The organism is Polaribacter dokdonensis (assembly GCF_024362345.1).
GTDB classification, from domain to species: domain Bacteria; phylum Bacteroidota; class Bacteroidia; order Flavobacteriales; family Flavobacteriaceae; genus Polaribacter; species Polaribacter dokdonensis.
In genome coordinates, this window is sequence record NZ_CP101505.1 from 805,075 (window position 1) to 823,141 (window position 18,067).

The 18,067-nt window shown below is 29.6% G+C and carries 17 protein-coding genes; 11 read left to right on the forward strand and 6 right to left on the reverse strand.

The genetic code is table 11. From position 1 onward, the window contains the following. Positions 1–63: 63 nt before the first annotated feature. A complete protein-coding gene (gene sucC / locus LPB302_RS03710; protein ID WP_015480465.1) occupies positions 64–1,260 on the reverse strand; it encodes an ADP-forming succinate--CoA ligase subunit beta in 1,197 nt (398 codons plus the stop codon). Between the two features lie 304 nt (positions 1,261–1,564). Here sucC and LPB302_RS03715 point away from each other — a divergent pair, with 304 nt between their 5' ends. The 9 genes from LPB302_RS03715 (at position 1,565) to LPB302_RS03755 (ending at position 11,825) form a co-directional block, all read left to right on the forward strand. Beyond that, positions 1,565–3,988, forward strand: a complete 2,424-nt coding sequence (locus LPB302_RS03715; RefSeq protein WP_053974983.1) for a DUF5916 domain-containing protein — start codon at positions 1,565–1,567, stop codon at positions 3,986–3,988. An 88-nt stretch (positions 3,989–4,076) separates the two neighbouring features. Continuing rightward, a complete protein-coding gene (locus LPB302_RS03720; protein ID WP_053975371.1) occupies positions 4,077–4,736 on the forward strand; it encodes an ABC transporter ATP-binding protein in 660 nt (219 codons plus the stop codon). A gap of 16 nt (positions 4,737–4,752) precedes the next feature. Then, positions 4,753–5,298, forward strand: coding sequence for a CPBP family intramembrane glutamic endopeptidase (locus LPB302_RS03725; protein WP_053974984.1), 546 nt, complete (start codon positions 4,753–4,755; stop codon positions 5,296–5,298). Between the two features lie 5 nt (positions 5,299–5,303). Further along, positions 5,304–6,068, forward strand: a complete 765-nt coding sequence (locus tag LPB302_RS03730; RefSeq protein ID WP_053974985.1) for a TIGR02757 family protein — start codon at positions 5,304–5,306, stop codon at positions 6,066–6,068. Positions 6,069–6,135: 67 nt separating this feature from the next. Next, complete coding sequence (locus tag LPB302_RS03735; RefSeq protein WP_053974986.1) at positions 6,136–7,620, forward strand: S10 family peptidase; 1,485 nt, start codon at positions 6,136–6,138, stop codon at positions 7,618–7,620. Positions 7,621–7,624: 4 nt separating this feature from the next. Further along, a complete protein-coding gene (locus tag LPB302_RS03740; RefSeq protein WP_053974987.1) occupies positions 7,625–9,574 on the forward strand; it encodes a BatA domain-containing protein in 1,950 nt (649 codons plus the stop codon). Then, the gene (locus LPB302_RS03745) at positions 9,571–10,824 is read left to right on the forward strand and encodes a dihydroorotase (protein WP_053974988.1); all 1,254 of its coding nucleotides are present in this window, start codon (positions 9,571–9,573) and stop codon (positions 10,822–10,824) included. The genes LPB302_RS03740 and LPB302_RS03745 overlap by 4 nt, the downstream gene beginning before the upstream one ends. A 4-nt stretch (positions 10,825–10,828) precedes the next feature. After that, positions 10,829–11,167 (forward strand): hypothetical protein, encoded by a 339-nt coding sequence (locus tag LPB302_RS03750; RefSeq protein ID WP_053974989.1) that lies wholly within the window; start codon positions 10,829–10,831, stop codon positions 11,165–11,167. A 19-nt stretch (positions 11,168–11,186) separates the two neighbouring features. Beyond that, entirely contained in the window at positions 11,187–11,825 is a 639-nt protein-coding gene (locus tag LPB302_RS03755) for an alpha/beta hydrolase (RefSeq protein WP_053974990.1), read from the forward strand. Positions 11,826–11,829: 4 nt separating this feature from the next. Here LPB302_RS03755 and LPB302_RS03760 read toward each other — a convergent pair whose 3' ends face one another. The 5 genes from LPB302_RS03760 to LPB302_RS03780 form a co-directional block, all read right to left on the reverse strand. Beyond that, positions 11,830–13,353, reverse strand: a complete 1,524-nt coding sequence (locus LPB302_RS03760) for an ATP-binding response regulator (RefSeq protein WP_053974991.1) — start codon at positions 13,351–13,353, stop codon at positions 11,830–11,832. Positions 13,354–13,358: 5 nt separating this feature from the next. Further along, positions 13,359–13,844 (reverse strand): Rab family GTPase, encoded by a 486-nt coding sequence (locus LPB302_RS03765; RefSeq protein ID WP_053974992.1) that lies wholly within the window; start codon positions 13,842–13,844, stop codon positions 13,359–13,361. 15 nt (positions 13,845–13,859) lie between these two features. After that, positions 13,860–14,675 (reverse strand): hypothetical protein, encoded by an 816-nt coding sequence (locus LPB302_RS03770; protein WP_053974993.1) that lies wholly within the window; start codon positions 14,673–14,675, stop codon positions 13,860–13,862. After that, positions 14,676–15,029: a hypothetical protein gene (locus LPB302_RS03775; RefSeq protein WP_053974994.1), complete on the reverse strand. Its 354-nt coding sequence runs from the start codon at positions 15,027–15,029 to the stop codon at positions 14,676–14,678. It abuts the gene before it with no gap. Between the two features lie 109 nt (positions 15,030–15,138). Then, entirely contained in the window at positions 15,139–15,921 is a 783-nt protein-coding gene (locus LPB302_RS03780; protein WP_053974995.1) for an MBL fold metallo-hydrolase, read from the reverse strand. Positions 15,922–16,000: 79 nt separating this feature from the next. On the opposite strand from LPB302_RS03780, the gene LPB302_RS03785 reads away from it, so the two are divergent. Both LPB302_RS03785 and LPB302_RS03790 read left to right on the forward strand, forming a co-directional pair. Continuing rightward, positions 16,001–17,443, forward strand: coding sequence for a hypothetical protein (locus LPB302_RS03785; protein WP_053974996.1), 1,443 nt, complete (start codon positions 16,001–16,003; stop codon positions 17,441–17,443). 54 nt (positions 17,444–17,497) lie between these two features. After that, positions 17,498–18,046: an RNA polymerase sigma factor gene (locus LPB302_RS03790; RefSeq protein WP_053974997.1), complete on the forward strand. Its 549-nt coding sequence runs from the start codon at positions 17,498–17,500 to the stop codon at positions 18,044–18,046. Positions 18,047–18,067: the final 21 nt, after the last annotated feature.

An 18,067-nucleotide genomic window follows, 5' to 3' on the forward strand; every position in this document is an offset into this window, starting at 1 on the left:
AACCTTTAATAAAATAAAAAACCTCGCAAATGCGAGGTTTTTTATTTTATATCAACTTAAGAATTAAGCTTCTAAAACTTCAGCAACTTTATCTGCTGCTTCTTGAAATTCTGTTGCAGAAATAATCTCCATTCCAGAATTATCAATCAATTCTTTTGCTTCTTTTGCATTAGTACCTTGTAATCTACAAATAATTGGTACAGTAATCTTGTCTCCCATACTTTGGTAAGCATCTACAACACCTTGTGCAACTCTGTCACAACGTACAATACCTCCAAAAATATTTACTAAAATAGCTTTTACGTTTTCATCTTTTAAAATGATACCAAAAGCAGTTTCAACTCTTTGTGCATCTGCTGTACCACCAACATCTAAAAAGTTAGCAGGTTCTCCTCCAGATTCTTTAATTAAATCCATAGTTCCCATTGCTAAACCAGCACCATTTACCATACAACCAACATTACCATCTAAATCTACATAGTTTAAACCAGCAGCTTTAGCTTCAACCTCAATTGGATTTTCTTCTCTTAAATCACGCATTGCAGCATAATCTTTATGTCTAAATAAAGCATTTTCATCTAAAGAAACTTTAGCATCTACAGCCATAATTTTATCGTCAGATGTTTTTAATACTGGGTTAATCTCAAACATAGAAGAATCAGATTTAATATAAGCAGTATATAAAGCAGAAACGAATTTTGTCATTTCTTTAAATGCAGTTCCAGATAAACCTAAGTTAAAAGCAACTTTTCTTGCTTGAAAAGGCATTAAACCTAATAATGGATCTATTTCTTCTGTAAAAATTAAATGCGGAGTTTCTTCTGCAACAGTTTCAATATCCATTCCACCTTCTGTAGAATACATAATCATGTTTTTACCAGTTGCTCTGTTTAATAACACTGACATGTAATATTCTTCTGGTTCAGAATCTCCAGGATAATAAACATCCTCAGCAACCAAAACTTGGTTTACTAACTTACCTTCTGCAGAAGTTTGAGGCGTAATTAACATCATACCTAAAATATCATCAGCAATACTTTCTACTTGCTCTAAGTTTTTAGCTAGTTTTACTCCTCCACCTTTTCCACGTCCACCTGCATGAACCTGAGCTTTTATAACATGCCAACCTGTGCCTGTTTCTTCAGTTAATTTCTTAGCAGCTGCAACAGCTTCTATTGGTGTACTTGCTACAATTCCTCTTTGAATTCTAACACCAAAACTATTTAAAATTTCTTTTCCTTGATATTCGTGTAAGTTCATTTGTATCCTTTTAAAAAACGTAAACAAAAATACAAATTCAATAGAGAAAGCAACCAAAGTTTTTTAAAAAAAATAAAATAAAATCAATTCTTTTTATTTTCTAGAATTCTTGGAGTTAATATTATGATAATGACATCAAAAAGAACTTAAAAATTCATTTTAATATGCTTTTAAGATTTAATTAACATTCGGTATTGTAACACTTGAAATAATAGGGTGTCTTTACTAACAGTTACAATTTCCTTTTTAAAATCGAAAGAACATAAAAAGTGGTTGTAGTTACACAATCAACCAAAAAAAATACATGTTTCAAAAATTTTCATTAGTACTTATTGCATTATTTCTATTGCAACAAGTAAAAGCGCAGAATCAGAAAGATAGAAAAACAATTAAAACAACAAGAGTTTCTAAAACACCTAAAATAGATGGTGTTTTAAATGATGATGCTTGGCAAAATGCAGAATTGGCTTCAGATTTTGTGATATTTAGACCTGCAAATGGTGTTTTAGTTCCTGCTGAATATCAAACTACAGTTAGAATTGTTTACGATGATGATGCCATCTATATATCTGCAGAAATGTTAGATCCAGATCCTGAAGGTATACCCAAAGAATTTGCGGTTAGAGATAATTTTTCAATTGCAGATTTTTTCTTGGTTACCATAAACCCAAATGATGATGGGCAAAATCCTTTTGAATTTATTGTGCAATCTACAGGAAATCAAGCTGATGCCAAAGTATCTAATGGAAATGAAGATTTTAATTGGAGTGCAGTTTGGAAAAGTGCAGCTATCATTACAGACAAAGGATGGAATGCCGAAATTGAAATACCTTACAGAGCCTTGCGTTTTGCAAACAGACCAGTACAAGATTGGGGTTTTAACTTTCACAGAAGATTAGAAAAATTAAATGAACAACATACTTGGAGTCACATTGATAATTCTGTGGGAAGATGGACACAGTATGATGGTTTAATTAAAGATTTTAGAAATATCAAACCAACTACTAGATTAAATTTATACCCATATGCTTCTGCAACCACAAATACGTTTGAAGGCAATACAGAATTTGATTGGAGTGTAGGAATGGATATTAAATACGGTATTACAGAAAACTTCACATTAGATGCAACTTTAATACCCGATTTTAGTCAGGTTGGTTTTGATGATGTTGTTTTAAATCTTGGCCCTTTTGAGCAACAATTTACAGAACAAAGACAGTTTTTTACAGAAGGTACAGAGCTTTTTAATATTGCAAATCTTTTTTATTCGAGAAGAATTGGAGCAGCTCCAATAGATCAGTTTAATGTTTCTAGCACTTTATCTGCAGATGAAGAAATTATAGATTACCCAAGAAAAGTAACCATGATTAATGCCATAAAAATATCTGGTAGAACTAAAAAAGGTTTAGGAATAGGTTTCTTTAATGCCATTACACAAAAAACAAATGCAACTATAAGAAATAATGCAACAGGTGATACTAGAGAAGAAGTTATAGATCCATTTACCAATTTTAATATTCTAGTTTTAGACCAGCAGTTTAATCAAAACTCAACGATTTCATTAATTAATACAAATGTTACCAGAGATGGTAGATTTAGAGATGCAAATGTTACTGCTTTAGATTGGCATATAGAAACAAAGGACAGCAAGTATAATGCTGATGGATCTTTTAGAATGAGTAATATTTCTGATGATGCAAACAATCCTAATACAGGTTATACTTTTGATAACAGTTTTGGCTACAATTCTGGACACTGGTTTTGGGAATTAGGGTATAACTTTGAAAATAAAGATTTTAACCCAAATGATTTAGGAATACTTTTTAGCAACAATCAGCAAACTATTTATGGAAATGCAGGTTGGAGAACTTTACAGCCTACTAAAAAATTCAATAGATATAGTTTCAATTATTATAACCAAGCTAATTTTCAACATTTTTCAGGCATTTTTACTGGTTTTAATGCTGGCCTAAATTTTAATGCGCAAACCGTAAAAAGATTTTCTTTTGGAGGAAACCTTAATTATGGCTCTGAAGAAAAAGACTTTTTTGAACCAAGACAAGGAACTACAAGTGGTATTTTCTTTTTACAGCCAGAAAGAATAAATGTAAATTCATACATCTCTACCAATTCACAAAAAAAATTGGCTTTAGATGCTAATGGTTATTTTTCAGGATTTACCAATAATCCAAAAGAAGGTTATGGTTTTAGTTTAGCACCTCGTTATCGTTTTAACAATCAATTTTCTTTACGTTATCGTTTAAATTATAATAAAACTAATGATGATCAAGGTTATGTAGATGAAACTGCCAACAATGTTATTATTGGTATGAGAGATCGAAAAAGTTACACGAATTCTATTTCTGGTAAATACAGTTTTAGTACAAACTCTTCTTTGTCATTAAGTTTTAGACATTATTGGAGTGATGTAAAATACAATGCATTTTATAATTTAAATAGCGAAGGTGGTTTAGATGAAAACAACACCTATATTGGTGAAGATGTAAACTTTAATAGCTGGAATTTAGACCTAAATTACATTTGGCAATTTGCACCTGGAAGTCAGTTAATTGCCTTTTATAGAAATTCAATTTTTAATTTAGATACACAATCTGAATTAACATTTTTCGAGAATTTAGACAATTTATTCGAGCAATCTCAAAGACATACATTCTCTGTACGTTTTGTATACTTTATAGATTACAATAAATTAAAGAAGATATTTTAAAATAAGGTTCCCCCAACTTTAAATAAAAACGGGTATACTTAAAAAGTATATCCGTTTTTTTATAACTTCGTAATTCGATATGCAACCTATGATAGTTACAAAAAACATCCATAAATATTATGGTGATGTAGAAGTTTTAAAAGGCTTAGATTTAGAAATAAATAAAGGAGAAATTGTAGCCATAGTTGGACCTTCTGGAGCAGGTAAAACAACGCTTTTACAAATTCTTGGCACATTAGATCAACCTATAAAAGAACAAGATTTTGAACTACAGATTAATAACACATCCTTAAAAAATTTAAGTGATAAAGAACTATCTCAATTTAGAAATGAACATATAGGATTCATATTTCAATTTCATCAATTACTACCAGAATTTACTGCTATAGAAAATGTATGTATTCCTGGTTTTATAGCTAAAAGAGACAAAAAGGAAGTAGAAACAAGAGCTAAAGAATTATTATCCTTTCTAGGACTATCACACAGAATTAATCATAAACCAAATGAACTTTCAGGAGGTGAGCAGCAAAGAGTAGCAGTAGCTAGAGCCTTAATTAATAATCCATCTATAATTCTAGCTGATGAACCAAGTGGAAATTTAGACAGCAATTCTGCTAAAAATCTTCACGAACTCTTTTTTAAACTTAGAGATGAATTTGGACAAACTTTTGTTTTAGTAACACACAATGAAGAACTTGCAAATATGGCAGATAGAAAACTAACTATGAAAGATGGTAAAATATCTTAGCTAATAACTAATTTTTATGACAGAAACCATTAAAGAGCTGTTTGCTTATCTAAAAAATCCAATTCTAGAAGAAGATGCTAATACAAATTTTAGCTATCGTATCAAAAAATTTGGCTTTCTTCTAATTATTTGTTTGGCTACTGGCTTTATAATATCGCCTCTTTTTGTTTTAATAGAAGAACTTGGCTTTGTAGATATGCAAGAACATGCTATGGAAGATTTAATGAAGAAACTTTCTAAACCTGTAATATTTGTATTTGCTGCTTTAATTGCACCTGTTTTCGAGGAATTAATTTTCAGAGCGCCTTTAACCGCCTTTAAAAAGAAAAATCAATTTAGAATTGCCTTTTACGTATTTGCTATACTATTTGGCTTTGTTCACATAACCAATTTTGAACTCACCACAAATGTACTTATTCTATCTCCTATTTTAGTTTTACCACAAACACTTGTAGGTGGCTATTTTGGTTTTATAAGAGTTCGTTTTGGTTTACTTTGGAGTATAGCTCTACATGGTTCTTACAATGCCATTTTAATGCTAGTATCCTTCTCTTCTTACTAGTTAAAATGAATAGAAAAGAATTAAAAATTTTCTTAGACGAAAAGGTTACACAATACAATAATCCTAAATTTATTGAATCTGATCCAATCCAAATTCCACATTTATTTTCTAAAAAAGAAGATATTGAAATAGCTGGTTTCTTAGCTGCTACAATTTCTTGGGGAAACAGAACTATGATTATCAAAAATGCAACTAAAATGATGAACATGCTCGATAATGCTCCTCATGATTTCATTATGCATCATCAAGAAAAAGATTTAGAAAATTTAACAGATTTTGTTCATAGAACCTTTAATTCTACAGATTTTAAACAATTTATCACCTCATTAAAGCATATATATACCAATCATAAAGGTTTAGAACATGCCTTAAATATTAAAGACAATTCTACAAATTACCAAACTGCAATTCATAATTTTAAAAATCTATTTTTTGAAGTTGAACACGAAAGTAGAACCTTAAAACATGTTTCAGATCCTCTTAAAAACTCAGCTGCTAAACGTATTAATATGTTTTTAAGGTGGATGGTTAGAAACGATAAGACTGGAGTCGATTTTGGCATTTGGCAAAGTCACAACACTGCAAATCTTTCATGTCCTTTAGATGTTCATTCAGGTAATGTTGCAAGAAAATTAAAATTACTTTCAAGAAAGCAGAATGACTGGAAAGCATTGTCTGAGTTAGATAATAACTTACGAAAACTAGATCCCATAGATCCTGTAAAATATGATTTTGCTTTATTTGGCTTGGGAGTTTTTGAAAAGTTTTAATAAGTAGTTAACAAGTGTTTTTAGTTCTTTTTATTTGTAATAAATTAGATTTTCCAATCTATTTATTATGAAAAAATTTATTTTCTTTTTACTTCTAACTACTAATCTTTCTTTAAAAGCTCAAGATCATAGAATACCTGTAGACACAATGGTTGTAACAACAAACTCTGTTGTCATTAAAGGAAAAACAGTGCCTTATAAAGCAACAACAGGTATGCAACCTGTTTGGAATGATAATGGAAAAATCATAGCTTCTTTATATTATACTTACTACAAAAGAATAGATGTTAAAAACGATGAGGAAAGACCAATAATTATGTCTTTTAATGGTGGGCCTGGTTCAGCCTCAGTTTGGATGCATATTGCTTATACTGGCCCTAAAGTTCTAAAAATTGATGATGAAGGTTTCCCTGTTCAACCTTATGGAGTAAAAGACAATCCTAACTCTATATTAGATGTAGCAGATATTGTTTACGTAAACCCTGTAAATACAAGCTACTCAAGACCTATAGTTTCTAAAGGTGAAAAACTGGATAAATCTCAATTTTTTGGAATAAATGCTGATGTTAAATACTTAGCAAGTTGGCTAAACACATTCATCACAAGAAATAATAGATGGAAATCTCCAAAATATATCATTGGAGAAAGTTATGGAGGTACAAGAGTTATGGGTTTAGCTGCAGAATTGCAAAACAGACAATGGATGTATTTAAATGGAGTAATAATGGTTTCTCCTGCAGACTACAAAGTTCTTAGAACAGAAGGCTCTGTAGATTATGCCATTAACCTACCTTATTTTACTGCTGCTGCCTGGTATCATAAAATGCTAAGTCCAGAATTACAAAGTAAGGACTTAACAGAAATCTTGCCTGAAGCAGAAAGTTTTGCAATTAATACATTACTACCTGCCATTTCTAAAGGAGGATTTATATCAGAAAATGAAAAGAACCAAGTATCTAAAAAAATGGCTTATTACTCAGGTTTAAGTAATAAAGTAATACTACAAAACAACCTAGAAGTATCTCCTAGCTTCTTTTGGAAAGAACTTTTAAGAGACAAAACTGGACAAACTATTGGAAGGCTAGATTCTAGATATTTGGGTGTAGACAAAAGAGAAACTGGCGTAAGTACAGACTACAAATCTGAAATTACCTCTTGGTTACACTCTTTTACACCAGCAATTAACTATTACATTAGAGAGGAACTTAACTTTAAAACAGATGTAAAATACAATGTCTTTGGGTCTGTTTCTCCTTGGGATAATAGAAATAACAATGTTAGAGAAGGATTAAGACAAGCAATGGCTCAAAACCCTTATTTAAAAGTTTTGATTCAATCTGGTTATTATGATGGAGCAACTACCTATTTTGGTGCAAAATATACCATGTGGAAAACAGATCCTAGTGGAAAAATGAAAGATCGTTTTTATTTTAAAGGATACAGAAGTGGACATATGATGTACTTAAGAAACGAAGATTTACAGAAAGCAAATGATGATTTAAGAACATTTATTAGCAACAGTTTATCTAATGGAAAATCTGCAAAATATTAATTAAATGCAGTTTAAAAACACTGAAATATTTTACTTATTTGCACTTTTAATTATACCAATTATTGTGCATCTTTTTCAGCTTCAAAAGTTCAAAAAAATTCCTTTTACAAATGTAGCTTTTTTACAAAAAATAGAACAGCAAACCAGAAAGAGTTCAAGCATTAAAAAATGGTTAATTTTAGCAAATAGAATCCTATTATTTTCAGCGATACTTTTTGCGTTTTCGCAACCTTATTTTGGTGCAAAAAATAATGAGAACGAAAACAATATTTATATCTATTTAGACAATTCATTAAGCTTAGACACAAAAGGTGAAAAGGGTAATGTTCTGAAAAATACAATACAAGAAATTATAGAAAATGCCCCCCAAAATGCATATTATTCTTTACTTACAAATTCCAATTATTTCGAAAAAATTGACTACCTAACTTTAAAAAATGAACTAATAGCAACAGAAAAATCAAGTAAAAACATCAAAAAAAGAAACGTTTTACTGAAAATAGAAAAAAATTCACTTAACGAAATAAAAACTTTAAGTGATTTTATTTTATTATCTGATTTTCAGAATACTTACTATAATGAGTTTACAAATGTAACACCCGCTATTTCTGCAATTCAACTACAACCCAGCTCTCTTAACAACCTTTCTATAGATAGTGTTTTTATTTCAAACAAAACAAATGACAATCTAAATATAAACGTAATTGTAAAAAATCAAGGAGAGGCAAAAAATGGGGTTCCTATTGCTATTTTTAATGATCAGAAACTAGTTAGTAAACAAACTTTTTCTATTGATAAAAACGCATCCAAACAAATTGAATTTACAGTACAAAATCAGACTGAATTTTTAGGAAAAATAGAATTATCTTTTAGCGATACTTTTAGTTTTGACAACATCTTTTACTTCGCTCTAAATACATCCAAAAAAATAAACGTTTTAGCAATTGGAAAAGACCTAAATTTTCTATCAAAAATTTACTCAAAAGATGAGTTTAATTTCACATCTTCTACAGCAAAAAATATCAATTATAATTCTATTGAAAATCAAGAAATCATTATCTTAAATGAACTAGAAAACATACCTGAAATTTTAATAAAAAGTCTAGATGATTTTTCAAAAAAGAATGCAACAATTGTTCTACTTCCAAATTTAAATTCTGAGTTAAGTTCTTATAATTCGTTATTATCTAAATTTGGAAATTCTAGGTTCCAGCCAAAAATTTTAGACTCGCTTAAAATCACTTCTATTAATTTTGATCACCCATTATTTAAAAATGTGTTTTCAAAAAAAGTAACCAATTTTCAATATCCAAAAGTTAATAGCTACTTCCCTATTTTATCATCAAATAGAAATTCTATTATTGATTTTGAGAATAAATCTTCTTTTATATCAGAATTAAAGAGCGCTAAAGGTAGTTTGTATGTGTTATCAAGTTCTTTATCCAAAGAAAATAGTAACTTCTTAAATTCACCCTTAATTGTACCCGTTTTTTATAATTTTGGAAAATTGAGCTATAAAAATGCTGATTTATATTATTATTTACAAGAAGATAACACCATTGATATTAGTGTAGAATTAGGAAAAGATAAGGTTTTGAAAATGAGTAATGAAAATACTACTTTCATTCCTGCTCAACAAACGTATCAAAACAAAGTAAGTTTTTCTACTAATGACCTTCCTAAATCTGCAGGTTTCTATTACATTCTAAAAGATAAAGACACCTTGCAAACTATAGCCTATAATAATCCAAAAGAAGAGAGTTCTTTAGAATTTCTGGATATAAACTTACTTAGAAAAACAAATAAAAATATTAAAGTAGAAAATTCTATTGCTTCTGCTTTTAAAGAGATTTACGAAAAAAATGAAGTTCAATGGCTTTGGAAATGGTTTTTAACCTTGGCAATTGTATCTTTGCTTTTAGAAATTTTGATTTTAAAATTCTATAAACCATGAGTACGCTTCTAAAAAATGCAACTATTATAGATGCTTCTAGCCCTTATCATCAGCAAAAAAAAGACATTTTAATTGATAATGGTGTAATTGATAAAATTGCAGATTCAATCAGCTCAAATAATCATAAAGTTGTTGAATTAGAAAATCTACATGTTTCTTGTGGATGGTTTGACACTAGCGTTTCTTTAGGAGAACCAGGTTTTGAAGAAAGAGAAACCATAGCTAATGGATTAAAAGTTGCTGCAAAAAGTGGTTTTACTGCAATTGCATTAAATGCAAACACGAATCCAATTATCGATTCTAAATCTGATGTTGAATACCTTATAAATAAAGCTAGAAACTCTGGTATTTCTTTACATCCAATAGCAGCCCTAACTCAGAAAAGTGAAGGTAAAGAGCTTGCTGAATTGTTTGATATGCAACAATCTGGAGCTATTGCATTTGCTGATTACAATAAACCTATAGAGAGTGACAATTTAATGAAAGTCGCACTTTTGTATGCCCAAAATTTTGATGGATTAATCTTAAGTTTCCCAAAAAATAATTCAATTTCTGGAGAAGGAATTGTGAATGAAGGAATCAATAGTACAAAATTAGGCTTAAAAGGAATTCCATCTTTAGCAGAACACATTCAGATTGCAAGAGATTTATATTTATTGGAATATACAGGAGGTAAATTGCATATACCTACAATTTCTACAGCAAAATCAGTTGACCTAATTAAAGATGCTAAAAAGAAAGGATTACATGTAACTTGTAGTGTTGCAGCTCATCATTTAACACTTACAGACAATGAACTTCATGGTTTTGATAGTAGGTTTAAAACAAATCCACCTTTAAGAACAGATAAAGACAGAAAAGCACTTTTAAAAGGAGTAAAATCTGGTATTATAGATATCATTACATCAGATCACAATCCTATTAATGTAGAGCATAAAAAAGTAGAATTTAGTGAAGCAAAAGATGGAGTAATTGGTTTAGAGAGCTTATTCTCTGCAACAAATACTGTATTAGATTTAGAAAATTTTATAAATGCAGTAACCACAAAACCAAGATCTATCTTTGATTTGACAAGCACGTCTATAAAAGAGAACATTAAAGCCGATCTTACTTTGTTTAATCCTGACAAAGAATACATTTTTACAAACAACCATATTTTATCCACTTCAAAAAATAGCCCTTTCCTAGATAAAAAACTAAAAGGAGAAGTTTATGGTATTTATGCTAACAATCAATTAACCCTAAAATAAGTATATGAGAGTTATAAATAACGAAGAAGACATTAAAGAAGGAAAACTTGCTGCAATCATTAGCCACTTTTGGATTGTTGGTTTGGTAATTGGTTTTGTAATGAACTTAAATAAGAAAAATTACTTTACCAGCTTCTATCTAAGACAAATGATTGGCCTGAATTTAGCACAATTTTTAAATGGTGTTGTTGTTTATAATTATTTAGGCAATACTGCTGGTTGGATAGTTGGTGTATTACTTTTTATAGGTTGGATAATTTCTCTATTTGGAGCGTTTAAAGGAGAGGAAAAACTAATACCATATGTAGGTGAATACTTTCAAAATTGGTTTAATCAAATTTAAAATACTTTGCATTTAGTTTATGAATTTAGAGCATATTGTTAGAGAGCCTTTAGTAAAATCTGAAAATCCACCTTTATTAATTCTTTTACATGGTTATGGAAGTAACAAAGAAGATTTATTCTCTTTTGCAGAAGAATTACCAAAAGAACTTTTAATTGTTAGTGCCCAAGCTCCTAATGAAATGGGTTATGGAGGTTATGCCTGGTATGACATAAATTTCGATAATGTAAATGGTAAATTTTCTGACTTAAAACAAGCGAAAGAATCTATAGACAAAATAGCTACATTTATTGATGCTGTTAAGGCCAAATACAATACAAATATTGATAAAACCTTTTTGCTAGGCTTTAGCCAAGGTGCAATTTTAAGCTACTCTTTAAGCTTCTTTTATCCTAACAAAGTAAATCATGTAATTGCATTAAGTGGTTATGTAAACGAAGATTTATTGCCAAAAAATATGCCAACAGATATAAAAACTGACTATTATATTTCTCATGGAATTGTAGACCAAGTTTTACCTATTGATTGGGCTAGAAAATGCAAACCATTTTTAGATAATCTAAAATTAGATAGTGTTTATTCTGAATATAAGGTTGGACATGGAGTAGCCCCTCAGAATTTTTATAGTTTTAAAAGTTGGATTGAAAGTAGATTGTAAAATCTTATAAATGACTTTTTAAAATCTCTACAAACTGAATAGCTGTAAATGGCTTAGGTATAACACCAGCAAAACCCAATCCTTTATAAATTTCGATATCTTCTTTCGAGTTGTTAGCTGTTAATGCTAGAAAAGGGATTTCTGAATTGGATTGTTTCATATCCTCTTTTCGCTTAATTAGCTCATCTCCTTTTAAGTTAGGCATATTAATATCTAAAAGAACAATATCAAAAGTGCTTTTATTCATTGCTGAAATAGCCTCTATCCCATCTTTAACCAAGGTATGCTCTGCTTCTTCTTTATCAAGAATATGAGATACAATACTTAAGTTTAAGAAGTTATCATCTGCAACTAAAACCTTTTTTCCTTTTAAAGAAACTGCAGAATTATCTCCACTTTCACTTACAGCTCTAGAATCTGCATCTGCATCAATTTTAAAAGGAATATCAATAGTAATGGTAGTTCCGTAGTTTTTTAAACTATCCACTTTTATTCTACCTTCCATAACATCTACCAATCTTTTTACAATTGATAAGCCTAAACCTACTCCATTATGCATTCTATTATCACTCAACCTATTTTGTTGATATTCATCAAATATCTTTGAAGCCTGTTCAGCAGTCATTCCTCTACCTGTATCTTTTACTTTAAAAGAAATTAAAGCTTTATCAGTATCAGAAAATAATAGTTCAACATTAGTGGTTACAGTTCCTCTTGGTGTAAACTTTATAGAGTTATTGATTAAGTTGGTCAAAATTTGAATTAAACGAACATCATCACCTAAAACTTCATCTGGCAAATTATCAGATACGTTAAACTCTAATTCGATATCTAAATCTTTATGACTACCTTGATAATTATTTTTAATTTGATCTATAATTGTTGAGATATTCATAGGTTCGTTAGCCAAAACTAATTTACCTGCTTCTACTCTAGACAAATCTAAAATATCATCTACAATCACTTTTAAATTACGACCAGAAATAGTTAAATATTTTAAGTATTCTTGAGCCATTAAAGAAGTTTCTTCTTTATTTATAAGCTCTGTATACCCTAAAATTACATTTAACGGATTACGAACCTCATGACTCATCATTGCTAAAAAACGAGATTTCTCAGCATTTGCTTTATCTGCTATTTCACGTAATCTAATAAGTTCTTTGTTTTTTTCTGCTATTTCTCTTTTCAAGAAATACATATCATTTCTACTTTGGTTTAAATGATTTACAGATTTGTAAACATTAGATCTATTATGTATTATGATTGATATATTTTCTGTGGATTTAAAAAGTTCTAAATCTACATTAAACTCTTTACCTTCAGAAACAATTAGCATGCTTTCTATGGTAAATAATTCAGAATCGGGTAAAGATTGTAAGGTAACTTCTAAAAAAGGACAAGTTTCAAAGATTGATTGGCCAAGTTTAAAATCTTCATTTAAAAACTTACCTTCAATAACCTTTATAATATAACCTTTAAAATCGGTTATTAAATCAATAAATATATCGTCTATTTTAGAAGCTATCAATATATTTATTTTAAGGATTGAACCACTATCTCTCTAAAGGCTTCTTCTACACTATCGTTATCTTTTGCACTAGTGATTGCATTTATAGGCAAAGGACATGTAGCTCTAATTTCTTCAATTCTTTCTTCTGATAATAAATCTTTCTTATTACCAACCAATAAAATAGTATCTAAACCAGATATATCTTTTAGTTCTTGAATTTTAGCATCTACGTTAATATAAGTTTCTTCTCTATTTAAATCGAATACATACATGGCTGCACTTGCGCCTAAGAAATAAGCTTTCGGAATTTTTTCGTCATCACTTGTACCAGCAACATCCCAAATTAAAAGTTTCATTTCTTCTTCTTCTACATTTAGAATTTTGGTACTAACTCTTACTCCAATTGTACTAATATAGTCTTCAGAAAATTCGTTTAGCACGAACCTTCTAATCAATGAAGTCTTTCCTACTCCAAAATTTCCAACCAATAAAACTTTTTTTGCAATCATTTATAAGTTTCTATGCTAATCTTCGATTTTTATAAGTGTGGTTTCAATTAGTTTGTTTAATCTAAGTTCATCTTTTAAAAAACTTCGATCTCTTAATATTTTCTCTGCTAAAGTATTAATATTCTCAGACAAATCTTCCTTAAATTCTCTATTTATTACTCCAGATGTTGCAGTTGCTATATAAATTGAGTTAAAATTGACCATTGAGAGCTGAAAAGTTTCGAATTTAATATCTTCTAAATCCTGGCCCTCTTTAGAGAAAGCGTCTTCAACAAAAGATTTTATTGCTGTAAGCATACCTGAGACCATATCTTTATCTGCAATATTTCCTCTAGAATAACTACCTATTAATAATCCAGAATTTTCTTCGATTACAAAAACTTCTTCTATAGTAGGCTCAAAAACCTCTTGAAAAACATCTTCTGAATCTGTTCTTTCTCCCTTAAATAAACGTTTTATAATATGAGTTAATGAAAACTTTTTGTTTATAGTCTCATTAATATTATCTGATAACTTTGTAATTTCTGCGACAATAAACTTCTTAACCAATTTACCCATAATAGGATAAAGAGCTTCTACAACTTCGTCTTGAGATTCTCTTATTTGAACTTTTATAGACTCTGTAACTTGGTCTCCAAAGTGAAGAGGAAAGTTATCTTTAAGATCATTAATCTGTTCATCTACAACAGGTTTAACCTCATTTTTAATTTGATCTTTTTCTAAGTATTTTACTCGTAAAGATTCAAACTCTTGCCTATCATCTGTTAATAAAAGTTCTTTAAGTAATTCAAAACGATTTTCTGCTTTATGGTCTACAGTCGTTTCTTCCATTTATTCTTGCAACATCAATGCAATTTTCTCTAAGGCTTTACCTAATTTTCTTCTATCTGCTTTTTCATCATCTATATCAGCTAATTTCTTATCTAAATCATCATTTAAATCTTGAAATTTATGATCTACCAAACTTTCCAAATCAGCAAGTTTACTTTCAATACTTGCAACAGAATCAGCTAAACTTTTTTGAGAAGCCTCCTCTAAGGATTTAATTCGATTGTAAACATCTTCAAATTCAGAATTATATTGTTGAATATTCTCTCCAAAAATAAGATCTCTTACTGCAGCTATTCTAGTATCAATCTGCTGATTAGCAACTGGTTCTTGATTTTTTTCAGTTGTTTTTGCCATGAATTGTATAATTTAGTTTGGACTATTTTTTATGATTGTAAATAAAACTAAAGTCTTGTAAACAATAGCTCTACAAACAAATATACACTAAAAATAAAACTACCCAAGACTACACTGTTATTTTTAAGCCATCAAAGGCAAGAAAAACGTTTTCAGGTAAATTTTTAGAGACCTCCTCATGAAAACCTAACTTATGGCTAATATGTGTAAAATAAGTTGTTTTTGGTTTTATTTCTGCTACAAAATCAAGCGCTTCCTGTAGGTTAAAATGGGTTGGATGTTCTTCTATTCGTAAAGCATTTACAACCAAAACATCTAAATCTTGTAGTTTCTTCCTTTCTTCTTCTTCCACAAATTTTACATCTGTTAAGTAGGCAAAATCTTCAATTCTATATGAGGTTACAGGTAATTTACCATGCATAACTTCTATTGGAGTTATGGTTACACCTTCTATAAAAAAATCGTCTTTATCAACAATATTTGGCTGTACACTTGGTGCTCCTGGATACCTGTTTTCTTTGCTAAAAATATATTGAAAACGCTGCTCTAAACTCTGTAAAGTTCTTGCATTTAAATAAATGGGCATCTCCCCTATTTTGTAGCAATAAGGCCTTAAATCATCTAAACCAGCTGTATGATCTGCATGTTCGTGTGTAAATAAAACTCCGTTTACCAATTGTACATCTTCACGAATCATTTGTTGCCTAAAATCTGGCCCACAATCAATTACATAAGACACATCATCCCAAGAAATTAAAACAGAAGAACGCAAGCGTTTATCTTTTATATCATCAGATAAACAAACAGGATCTTTACTAGCAATCATAGGTATACCTTGTGAAGTACCTGTACCAAGAAAAGTTATTTCTAGTTGTTTTTTAGCTTTTTTCATTGCTAACAAAAATAAGATAAAAATTGACTGATAGCTATCTTATTTAGTACATTTGTTAAAGATTAAAACACACATTTAAATGGCAATTTCTTTAAAGGGAGATCAAGAAATTAGTAGTGTACCAACTACTAAAAGTAAAGCATTAAGAATTAATTTAAACTCAGATATTTACGGAACTTTTGCAGAAATTGGTGCAGGTCAAGAAACCGCTCGTAATTTCTTTAGATCTGGAGCTGCTTCTGGTACAATTGCAAAAGCAATGAGTGCTTATGATAAAGATTTCTCTGATGCAATTTATGGAGTTGAAAGTGACAATAGATATGTTACTGAATCTCGTTTAAAGAGAATGTTAGGTCATGAGATTAATTTAATGGAAGATAGACTTAGCAGACAAAAACACCCTGATAAGTTATTTTTTAGTTACGCAAATACAGTAACTACTATAGATTTTGCCAGAAAATTTAAAGGTCATGGTTGGGTTGGTATTCGTTTTCAATTAGATCCTTTAGAGGATTATAATGAAATAGTTTTACACTTACGTTTTAAAGAAACAGATGCTCGATTGCAACAAGAAACACTTGGTGTTTTAGGTGTAAACTTAATTTATGGTGCTTTTTATCTAAATGATAATCCTAAAGAATTGGTAAAATCGTTTTATCACAATTTAGGAAACCACCAGTTAGAAATTGATATGATTAATTTCTCTGGACCACGTTTTATGTATGTAGACAATAGGTTAATGAGTTTACAATTACTAAAAAACGGTATGACAAATGCAGTAATGTTTGGACCAGATGGAAATAACTTACTTCCTGCTCAAGTGCTATACAAAAAGAATATTTTAGCTTTAAGAGGTAGCTTTAGACCTGTTACCAAAGTAAATATGGATATGTATGAGCAATCTAAAAAGATGTTTTTACAAGAAAATAAAGTTGAGGAAAGCAAGACCCAAGTTATTTTCGAAATTACTTTAAGTAATCTTTCTGCAGAAGGTAAAATTAACGAAAGAGACTTTTTAGATAGAGCTGAGTTACTTTGTTCTTTAGGGCAAAATGTAATGATTACTAGCTTTCAACAATACTTTAAGTTGGTAGAATATTTCAGCGAGTTTACCAAAGAAAGAATGGCGCTTGCAATGGGTGTTTACAATTTAATTCAAATTTTTGATGAAAAATACTACAGAGATTTAAGTGGTGGTATTTTAGAAGCATTTGGTAAATTATTCTATAGAGATTTAAAGGTATACATGTATCCTTATCATGATCAAGAATCTGATGACTTCATTAATAGCGATAACTTAAAAGTTCATCCAAGAATGAAAGAACTGTATAAATTCTTTAAAAACAATGGCAAACTTTTAGATATTAAAGGATTCAATAAAGAGAATTTAGACATCTTTTCTAGAACTGTTTTAAAAATGATTATGAATGGTGAAAAAGGCTGGGAAGCTATGTTACCTGAAGGAATTGCTGAAACAATCAAACAAAAAAGATTGTTTGGATACTCTAGAACCAGAAATTAATTTTTTTTCATTAAACCTTTTCAGTAAATTTCTGTCTAATAGAAAAAGTATTTTTTGACAGAAGAACTTACATTAATAACAGAATTACAAAATTCTAAGACCAAGGAAATTGCGTTTCGTAAGTTAATTACAACTTATAAAGAGCGTTTGTATTGGCATATTCGAAAAATTGTAGTTAGTCATGATGATGCTGATGATGTTCTACAAAATACTTTTATAAAGATTTATAAAAATATAGATCGTTTTAATAGTGACAGTAAACTATACTCTTGGATGTATAGAATTGCAACCAATGAATCTATCACTTTTATAAACAAAAGAGCTAAAGAACGAAATGTAGACATTACAGAATATCATCAATCTGTAGCCAGTACTTTACAAAGTGATGTTTTATTTGATGGTGATGAAATTCAGTTAATTCTGCAGCAAGCAATAGCCACTTTACCAGAAAAACAAAGACTAGTTTTTAACATGAAGTATTTTGATGAAATGAAATATGATGAAATTTCTCAAATCTTAGAAACTTCTGTTGGAGCGTTAAAATCGTCTTACTTTCATGCTGTAAAAAAGATAGAAAATTATATTAAAACATCTACAAATTAAACCTTTAGCAAAATTTAGTGT